Annotated in this window: 4 protein-coding genes and 1 pseudogene; 3 read left to right on the top strand and 2 right to left on the bottom strand. The window is 59.6% G+C overall.

Going from position 1 to position 8,450, the window contains the following annotated elements:
* A pseudogene (locus KHU33_RS24470) lies at positions 1-182 on the top strand (hypothetical protein); the annotation flags it as partial.
* Positions 183-600: 418 nt separating this feature from the next.
* Here KHU33_RS24470 and KHU33_RS24465 read toward each other — a convergent pair.
* Together KHU33_RS24465 and KHU33_RS24460 are read right to left on the bottom strand one after the other, a co-directional pair.
* Positions 601-2,316 (bottom strand): ShlB/FhaC/HecB family hemolysin secretion/activation protein, encoded by a 1,716-nt coding sequence (locus KHU33_RS24465; protein WP_211467874.1) that lies wholly within the window; start codon positions 2,314-2,316, stop codon positions 601-603.
* Entirely contained in the window at positions 2,309-5,983 is a 3,675-nt protein-coding gene (locus KHU33_RS24460; RefSeq protein ID WP_211467872.1) for a YDG domain-containing protein, read from the bottom strand. Before KHU33_RS24460 ends, KHU33_RS24465 begins: the two co-directional genes overlap by 8 nt.
* A 622-nt stretch (positions 5,984-6,605) precedes the next feature.
* Here KHU33_RS24460 and KHU33_RS24455 point away from each other — a divergent pair.
* Entirely contained in the window at positions 6,606-7,217 is a 612-nt protein-coding gene (locus KHU33_RS24455) for a response regulator (RefSeq protein ID WP_211467870.1), read from the top strand.
* Position 7,218: 1 nt separating this feature from the next.
* On the top strand, positions 7,219-8,450 hold a 1,232-nt coding region (locus KHU33_RS24450), incomplete at its 3' end, for a sensor histidine kinase (protein WP_211467868.1).

The raw sequence follows: 8,450 nt of genomic DNA, 5'->3' as shown, positions 1-8,450 counted from the left end.
CAAACTCCGGAGCGTACTGGGAGTTTTTCTACAATGGCGAACCTGCCACGACGGGTGTCGATTTTGTGTTTCCCGCTGATGGTTCCACCGTCGCTTTCCAGCAAACGCTGTATAGCAAGTCAAGCAGCACCCAGATCGGGATCAAGCACGCGTTTCACCACGGCGAGCGCAAGAGCAATTAAGAATTGATCTCTGGCCGGAACAGATGCAGGATGCTCGAGAAATCCAGCTATCCATTGCAGCTGTGCTCGGCCGCCACGACGATGCGCTTTGTCGACACCGCAGTTCGCGCGGTTTGTATCGGGATGGACGGAGAAACGGTCGTCATTTTTGAATGTGTCCTGGCCAGGAAGGTGTTAAAAAACACAATGCGTACAGTTGCCGCGCAGCTTATCCGGTTTCACTGCCAAAGGGCAAGCAAATGGATATCGTTGCAAGACGCTGTTGCCTTCGTTTGCATGATCACGCTCAGGGGGCCCGTGCAAGGAAACTTGTCCTACCGCGCCTTACACTGACGGCAGTCTGCGTTGAATCCGATGACGTTGCAAACAAGATGCACGACGAGAGTGATGCGACGCCGCGATGGCATCGCAATCCCGCTTAGAACCCCTTGCTGATCTCGACCCAGGCACGGGCCGAGGCAGTATTCCCCACCAGCACTGGAGCCGATCCGACACGCGCAGCGAGGTAGGCTTTGGCGCTCCACTGACTCGGCCCGGCCCAATTCAGTCCCACGCCTGCCCCGCTCAGGGTCGCGCTGTTCGCCCCCGCCACCCAGGTGTTCTTGTTGACCGTCACATGCGCGCTGTCAACGAAGGCCACCGCCTGCCACTGCCCACCCCAAGCCGCGCCCAGGTCATGCCGCAATTCGACTGTCCCCAGATATCCGATATCGCCCGACATCGCGCCTACGTCGTAGGCACGCACCGAGTAAGGCCCGCCCACCGTCATCTTTTGCGACGCATCCAGATTCGCATTCGCCCACTGTCCCGAGAAGGCCAGATACACCCCATCCCTGGCACTCAGGTTTTGCAGACGGGCCAGGTTCACATTCCATTTCGTGAATCTGCCCTGGGTGCTCGCGCTCGCCGCATCGGCCAACTGCGCTTGCGCGTTATCGAAGCCGACCCGCCCCGCCGTCAGACCCACGTTCCAGGTGCTGACGGCGCCAGACAGCAGCCCATCGCGCACATCCCCGGCAACGCTCAGCGTCCAGTTGCCCAGGTGCCGGTCGGTGTCAATCGCGCTGGCGTCGACATGGTCACGCAGTTGCAGCTGGTCATACTGGATCTGGCCGTAGAGGTTGACATCACGGCTGCGCACCAGCGGTTGTTTGGCCCACAGGCTTTCCACCTGTGCCGTGCCATGCGCATCGAGCGACGACAGCGGTCCGCCCAAACGGTAGTGCAGCGCCGAGTACGAGCCACCGATGCGCGTGCCTTGGCCACTCACCAGCGTGTCGTAGGCGAGGCGCCCGTAGTTCATCCCGCTGCCCGAGCTGAGGCCGCTCGCGCTCAGGACATCGCCGTGATGCAGCGGATCGATCACATTCACCGTTCCGCCGAGGCGCGCCCTGCCAGTATACCGGTTGCCGTCGTTGTCCAGCGCCACATTCCCCGTGACTGCCGGTCCCGGCCTGACGTTCACCAGCAGATCCGAGGTGCCCACTTTCTCGCCCGGGGCCAATGTCGCATTGACCGCGACACCCGGCATATCGGACAACAGCAATAGCGCACGATCCATCTCCGCCTGACCGACGACCTGCCCGCCTTGCAACGCTGACAGCGTCGCCGCCAGCAACGGATCACTCACCCGGCTGCTATTGTCGAGCCTGATAGTGCCGTAGCGCGCTTCGATGACTCCGATATCCACCACGCCATCCCGGATGCCCTGCGCCGGGATGATCGCCCGTGCCAGCGGATAGCCGTGGCTGTGGTAAAAATCGGTCATGCGCGCGACCACTGCACCCAGTTCACCCAGGGTCAAGGTTTTGCCTTCCGCGTCTGCCACCAGGGCGTGCAGGGTCGGCGTATCAAACTGGGTATTGCCGGCGATCCTGATGGTCTGCACCAGGAACGGCGCGCTCGACGGCAGCTTGGCGCCTCCTTGCGCTTCGATGGTCAGCCCGGTCCCGGTGGATGAGGGTGCCGGCGGCGTGACCGGTTGAATCTGTTTCAGGATCTCACCTGCGCCAGGAACGACAGGGGCGGCCGCCTGCGCGACCAGTGGCGAAAAAACCACCAGCAATGCCGCCAGCAGCGGAGTCACGGTGTACTGCGAGGGTTGTTTATGATTCATGTCAGATATCTTATTCATTCACGTTGACGATATTGTTCGGCAGCTTCATACCGCCATTCACGATGTGCAATGCCGGACCCGTACTGCCGATCGTCGTCATGGCATTCGCCACTGCACCGATGTCCGTTGCGGATGTAGATGCCGCACCTGTATCGCCGCTGGCGAGTTGTGTTACCACAATGGTTGATGATGGATTAAATGCTTCAGAAGCGGCGCCCGTTTGATACGAGAGGACGCCCGACTCCAGTTGCGCCATGGCGTTCAGCACCGGTGCCAGCGCAGTCGCGAGCGACGTGTCGGGATGATTGGTAACAGGTACTACCGGCGTGATCGGTACCACAGGTGCCACCGGTATGACCGGTACAGCAGGGACCGCGGCGATGTTGGCCGGCAATACAGTCGGTTGCCGGGCGATGGTGTAATTGCCCGCCGCGCTGCCGGCCAGGGTATCGGCGGCCGTCACTGCAATCCCGGTGCCGGGATTCGGCGAAGCGAAGCTGCCGGCCTGCGCCAACGTCACCGCGTCGCTGCCGATGACACCGGCCAGCAAGCCACCCGTCAAGGTCGCTGTCGTGGTGCCGTCGTATACCTTGTTACTGGCTCTGGTAGTGCCGGCAATGGTCAACGTGGCCGGCGTGATGTTCGCCGTCAAACCAGTCGGTGCCACCACCGTGTAATTACCGGCCGCGCTGCCGCCCAGGGTATCGGCTGCCGTTACCGCAATCCCAGTGCCGGCATTCGGTGAAGCAAATGTGCCGCTCTGCGCCAGCGTCACCGCATCGCTACCGATCACGCCCACCAACGAACCACCCGTCAGCGTCGCCACCGTCGTGCTGTCGTACACCTTGTTGCTGGCGCTCGTGCCTGCCACCGTCAGACTCTTCGGCGTGATGTTCGCTGTCAGACTGGTTGGGGCTACCACCGTGTAATTACCGGCCACGCTGCCGCCCAGGCTGTCGGTGACCGTTACAGCAAGACCGGTGCCGGCATTCGGTGAAGCGAACGCGCCGCTCTGTGCCAGTGTCACTGCGTCACTGCCAATCACGCCCACCAACGAACCACCCGTCAGCGTCGCCGCCGTCGTGCTGTCATACACCTTGTTGCTGGCGCTCGTACCGGCCACCGTCAGGCTTTTCGGATCCACCGTCAGCGTGCCGCTGACATAGCTAATAATGTAGCCCTGTTGATTGGAATACAGGCCACTCGGCGTAATGGTGTAAGTGCCCGCATTCGCTGTGCCACCATACGTCGCCGTGCCAAGCAGGCTGGCGTTAGGTGTGCTCGAATAACTCACGCCCCCTTGGCCGGCATAGTTCTGTCCGTCATACGTCACGGTGGCGTTGTTCGCCGTCACCGTGAGGGGCGTCATGAATGAGCGTAACAACGGATAAGTATAGGTGTCATACATCACCCAGGTGTTGAGAAAGTCCCATCCGGGATTGACGTTGCCGTTGGCAGGCGTGGCCGAGGTGAAATTGGCCTGCGTCTGCATCTGTGCGGTGGTCATACCGACACCACCTGACGATGTGGACTGTCCGGACGTCTGGGTATCCCAGAAGCTGCCGCTGACCGTGCCGGCGTTGATCCCCACCAGCCCGCCGACGTAGTAGGTGCCGCTCACACTACCGGTGGCGTAGCTGTTGCTGACCGTGCCGTTGTTATATCCCACCAGTCCGCCGACGTAGTTGCTGTTGCTGCTGCCGCTCACGCTGCCGGTGGCGTAGCTGTTACTAACCGTGCCGCTGTCGTTGTATCCCACCAGCCCGCCGACCACTTGACTGTTGTTGCCGCCGCTCACGCTGCCGGTGGCGTAGCTGTTACTGACCGTGCCGCTGTTATATCCCACCAGTCCGCCGATGTAGACGTTGCCGCTCACGCTGCCGGTGGCGTAGCTGTTGCTGACCGTGCCGCCGTTGTTGTATCCCACCAACTCGCCGACCTCGTTGTTACCGCTCACGCTACCGCCCACCAGCCCCACGTTCCGGATCACAGAACTTATACCCGCGAATCCAAACAGCCCGACAAAGCTTGTTCCAGGCTGATTGATGGTGAGGTTGCTGATGGTGTGACCCAGCCCGTCGAAGATGCCAGTGAAATTGGAGCTATACGTTCCTATCGGTGTGAACCCCGCACCGCTGTTCCAGCCAGACGTGGCCGTCGCATCGATATTGCTGCCAAGAACATATTTCCCGCCCAGGTGGCCATTGATCCCCTGCAAATCCGTCCCCGTGACGCTGCCCGCAAGTCCCAGGCTGTCGATCACGGTGTAGGCCGTTGTCACTCCGTTACTACCCAGCATCGTGCTGAAGTTATTGCCTGCCGGCAGATTGATCTGGGCGCCGTTCAGGCCGTAGGTGCTCAGATTGCCGGCCGCAACCGCGCCTTGACCGTATTGCAGCGCCAGACTCGCCGTACCCGAACCGTTCAGGTTGGCGTTGATGTTGATGTTGTTTTGCGCATTCAGGGTGAGCTTGTTGGCACCCCAGGTCACGACATCGTTGACGTTCACATTGCCGCTGGTGCCGCTCGTCCCGCTGGTCGACAAGATTGTCACGTTGCCCGAACCCAAATTTGTGCCCAGGGTCGCCCCCGTCATATCCCCGCCACTTGCCGCGATCGTGAAATCGGTCGGATCGATCAGCCACGTCCCCGTCAGGCCCATGGCAGCGGCGGTCGTAATCTTGGCGTCGTTGCCTACCTTGACATTCGCCGCACTGGTTTCAACAAAACCACCATTGCCGCCGCTCGGCGCACTGGCATCCAACGTGCCGCCGACATTCACCGTCCCCGCCGTCATCCCGCCCAGCAGGGTAATCGTGCCGGCGTGGTTTTCTGCCGTGCGCGCTTCAATCACGCCGGTGTTGTTCACCACGCTGGCCAGCAGTGCATCCTTGGCGCCCGCATTCATGACCACCAGCCCGCCATCGGCCTGGATCAGGCCACCGTTTTCAGCCAGATTGTTGAGCGTGCTTTGATCCACCTGCATGCTCACCAGGTTATTGCCGCTGAACGTCAAGGTTGCAGCACTACCCGCGCCGAGCGCTACGCTGCCCAGCTGTGCCACGATCACGCCCTGGTTGCTGACATGATTACCCAGCAGCGCCACATAGCCGCCCGCCGCCGCGTTGATCGTACCTTGGTTGACCACGCTGCCGGCGCCATTGCCGCTGAATAGGCGCTTATTGCCGCTCAGGCTGGCATCGTTCAGGTCCAGGGTCGAGGCGACCAGCCCGCCGACATTGACTTGCGCCCCTTGCCCGAACAGGATGCCGTTCGGATTGATCAGGTACACCTGGCCATTGGCGTTCAGGCGTCCGAGGATTTGCGTGCCTTGGGTGTCGTAGATGCGGTTGACAGCGATGGCGCTAGCGTTCGGCTGCACGAAGTTGACCGTCTCCTGCGGCGCAATATTGAAGCCTTTCCAGTTCAGAGACAGGTTCTGCCCGCCTTGCGTGATGGTGATGGTGGCGCCGGACTGGGAAATGCTGCCGCTGCCCGACACCACTTGCCCACCGACCGGCGCCGCCTGCGCCAGCGATGCACCCAGCGCCAGCGCTGCCGCGATCAGCTTGCGGCGCGATCCTTTACCCTTGCCGCGCGCCGTTTCTGCAACAGCAACCCAGCCGTTCAATACCTGGCTCCAGACCAGGCGGTATATTTGGTTCATCGATCCGTGGCGTTTCATGCGGTCAGTCCTTCATTTGTGAGTATTTTGTAGAACCCGTTGCGCAAGGCAACCCCTTCCCTGAATCGGGAAAAACAGGGATTACGGAGAGCAAAGGTGAGAGGTTGCGATCAGGTACTTAGCGACTGTTTGACGCGATCAACTAGCGTCCTCAGAAACGCGCGACGGCTTGGATGCATGGTTTCCCCCTGTTTTTATTGCCAACGAGCATTAGTCTTATGGTTATAAGCGAGTAAAAGTTGCCATCTTCCAACGGCTTGACCGTACGTCTCGGCTTTACAAAATATTTCCGTTTTCCAATACAAATTGTCCGTGCTTCGCGCGCTGCGTTTACATTACGGGCATCACATCACGGAGAACTTTTCAGCGACTCTCGTTACGGCATCGCCACCGTTATGCGTCAGGTAATCATGTTCTTTTTTCATAGACGTCATGTCTTCGATTCCGGAGTCTGGTCAAGCTCGAATTGAAGCAGCGATATGCAAATATCCGAGCGGAGAAAGCGTTCGATCTTAGTGAGGCCCGATGTTAGGGTCGTAGTTACCCTTTGCCAATAGTCTATTTGGACTGGTGTGGTTAAAAACGCTTGCGCTACCTGCATTGAACAGGTTTAATCGGCGTCATGTTTCCACTTAGCATTTTTCTCATTGACGATCACGCGATGTTCCGCAGCGGTATGGCTATGGTGTTGCGATCGGGCATTGCGGACATCGACGTGTTTGAGGCCGGCTCGCTAGAGGAGGCCATGCGCAGCCCGATAGAAGCACCTGCCATTTTGCTGCTTGATATTCAGCTTCAAGGCTTGAACGGGCTGGAATGCATTGCCGTGCTGCAACGCAAATGGCCACAGGTATCGATCATCATGTTGTCTGCCGATGCCACGCCCGCAACCATGCGACTGGCGATGGAGCGCGGCGCGGCGGCGTTCGTCTCCAAGGCAGATACCGCGACGAATATTCTTGCTGTCATCGAACGGTTGCTGCGCAAAGAACCCGCCGCAGGCGCGCCCGGAGTAGTCAGCGACAACGCTCCTTCTGAGCCACACCTGACACCGCGTCAGTGCGAGGTGCTCGATCTGCTATGCCAGGGATTGCCGAACAAGACGATCGGAAAACGGCTGGGTCTTTCGGAAAATACGGTGCGCGGACATGTGCAGGCGTTGCTAAGTTTCCTGCAAGTGTCCAGCCGTTCCGAAGCGGCCTTTGCAGCGCGTCGCAGCGGCCTGGTAAGTTGAGATGATACGTCGCTTACTCCGCCTCAGCGAAGGTCGCATACTGGTGGAACAGTTGCGGCTGCTGCTAGGCAATGTGGGCAGCTCGGTGATTCCTGCGCTGCTGTTGTCCGTGGTACTGGTCTGGGCGCTATCCAACGACAGTAACGCCTTGGGGCTAAGGGTGTGGTGCGCAGCAGTGGTCTTGTCCAAGCTTTACTCTGCGTATCACGCGCGCCGCATCCTTGCCTCAGGCATTTCAATTGAACATGCCCACCGCCTGGTCTTGGTGTTGTTGGTGCTGAACATGGTCGATGGTGCAGCTTGGGGCGCGCTGGCTTGGGTGACGCTCGATACGACCTCGGTCACCGGGAGCATATTGGTAGTCTCGGTCTTGGCGGGCATTGCAGGCAGCTCGATGTCGCTGCTTGCGCCGGTGCTGCCGGTCTTCATTCTGTTTATGACGTTCGAGTCTATCGTCACGGGAACCAAATTCTGGCAGATGGGAGATCCAGCCTATACCGCGCTGACGCTGGCCCTCATATTGTTTCTTGTCACGCTCGTCCTGCAGGCACGTAACAGCGCTATTGCCGCGCGCGCCGCAATCAACCTGCGCTTCGAGAATGTCGAACTGCTGGCGCGCTTACGCGATGAAACCCTGAAGGTACAGGACGCGCACCGGGAGGCGGTTCTGGCCAATCTGGCTAAATCCAAATTCCTGGCGGCGGCCAGCCATGATTTGCGTCAGCCGATTCACGCGCTGGGGCTGTTTCTGGAAGTGCTGGCACGCAGCGAACTCACCGAAGTGCAGCGCAATGTGCTCGGGAGTGCCCGTTCCGTGTCCGAGGCATCCGCTGGAATGCTCAACACGCTGCTGGATTTTTCACGAATCGAAGCGGGTGTTGTCGATGCGCAAGTACTGCCATTTCACCTGCAGCCATTGCTTCACAAGATTGAAAACGAACTGGCGCCGCAAGCCAACGCGAAGGGACTCATTTACCGCACGCGCGAGACCCATGTGGCCTTGCAGTCTGATCCGGCACTGGTGGAACTGATTCTGCGCAATCTGGTGTCCAATGCAATCCGCTACTCCGAGCGGGGTGGTGTGCTGGTAGCTTGTCGTACGCGCGGCAATCAAACGCGACTGGAAGTGTGGGATACGGGCATCGGTATAGAACCGCTTCAACATCAAGAAATATTTCGCGAATTCCATCAGCTCGGCAATGTCGAACGGGACCGCAGTAAAGGGCTTGGTTT

It is taken from the genome of Collimonas silvisoli, assembly GCF_018305005.1.
In the GTDB taxonomy this organism is placed as follows: domain Bacteria; phylum Pseudomonadota; class Gammaproteobacteria; order Burkholderiales; family Burkholderiaceae_D; genus Collimonas; species Collimonas silvisoli.
Note: the sequence above shows the minus strand (reverse complement) of the source record. Positions and strands in the feature narration are given on the sequence as shown.

Bases quoted from the DNA above. Each gene is read 5' to 3' on its own strand.
- KHU33_RS24460 (WP_211467872.1), bottom strand. From the start codon at position 5,983: ATGAAACGCCACGGATCGATGAACCAAATATACCGCCTGGTCTGGAGC.
- KHU33_RS24465 (WP_211467874.1), bottom strand. From the start codon at position 2,316: ATGAATAAGATATCTGACATGAATCATAAACAACCCTCGCAGTACACC.
- KHU33_RS24455 (WP_211467870.1), top strand. From the start codon at position 6,606: ATGTTTCCACTTAGCATTTTTCTCATTGACGATCACGCGATGTTCCGC.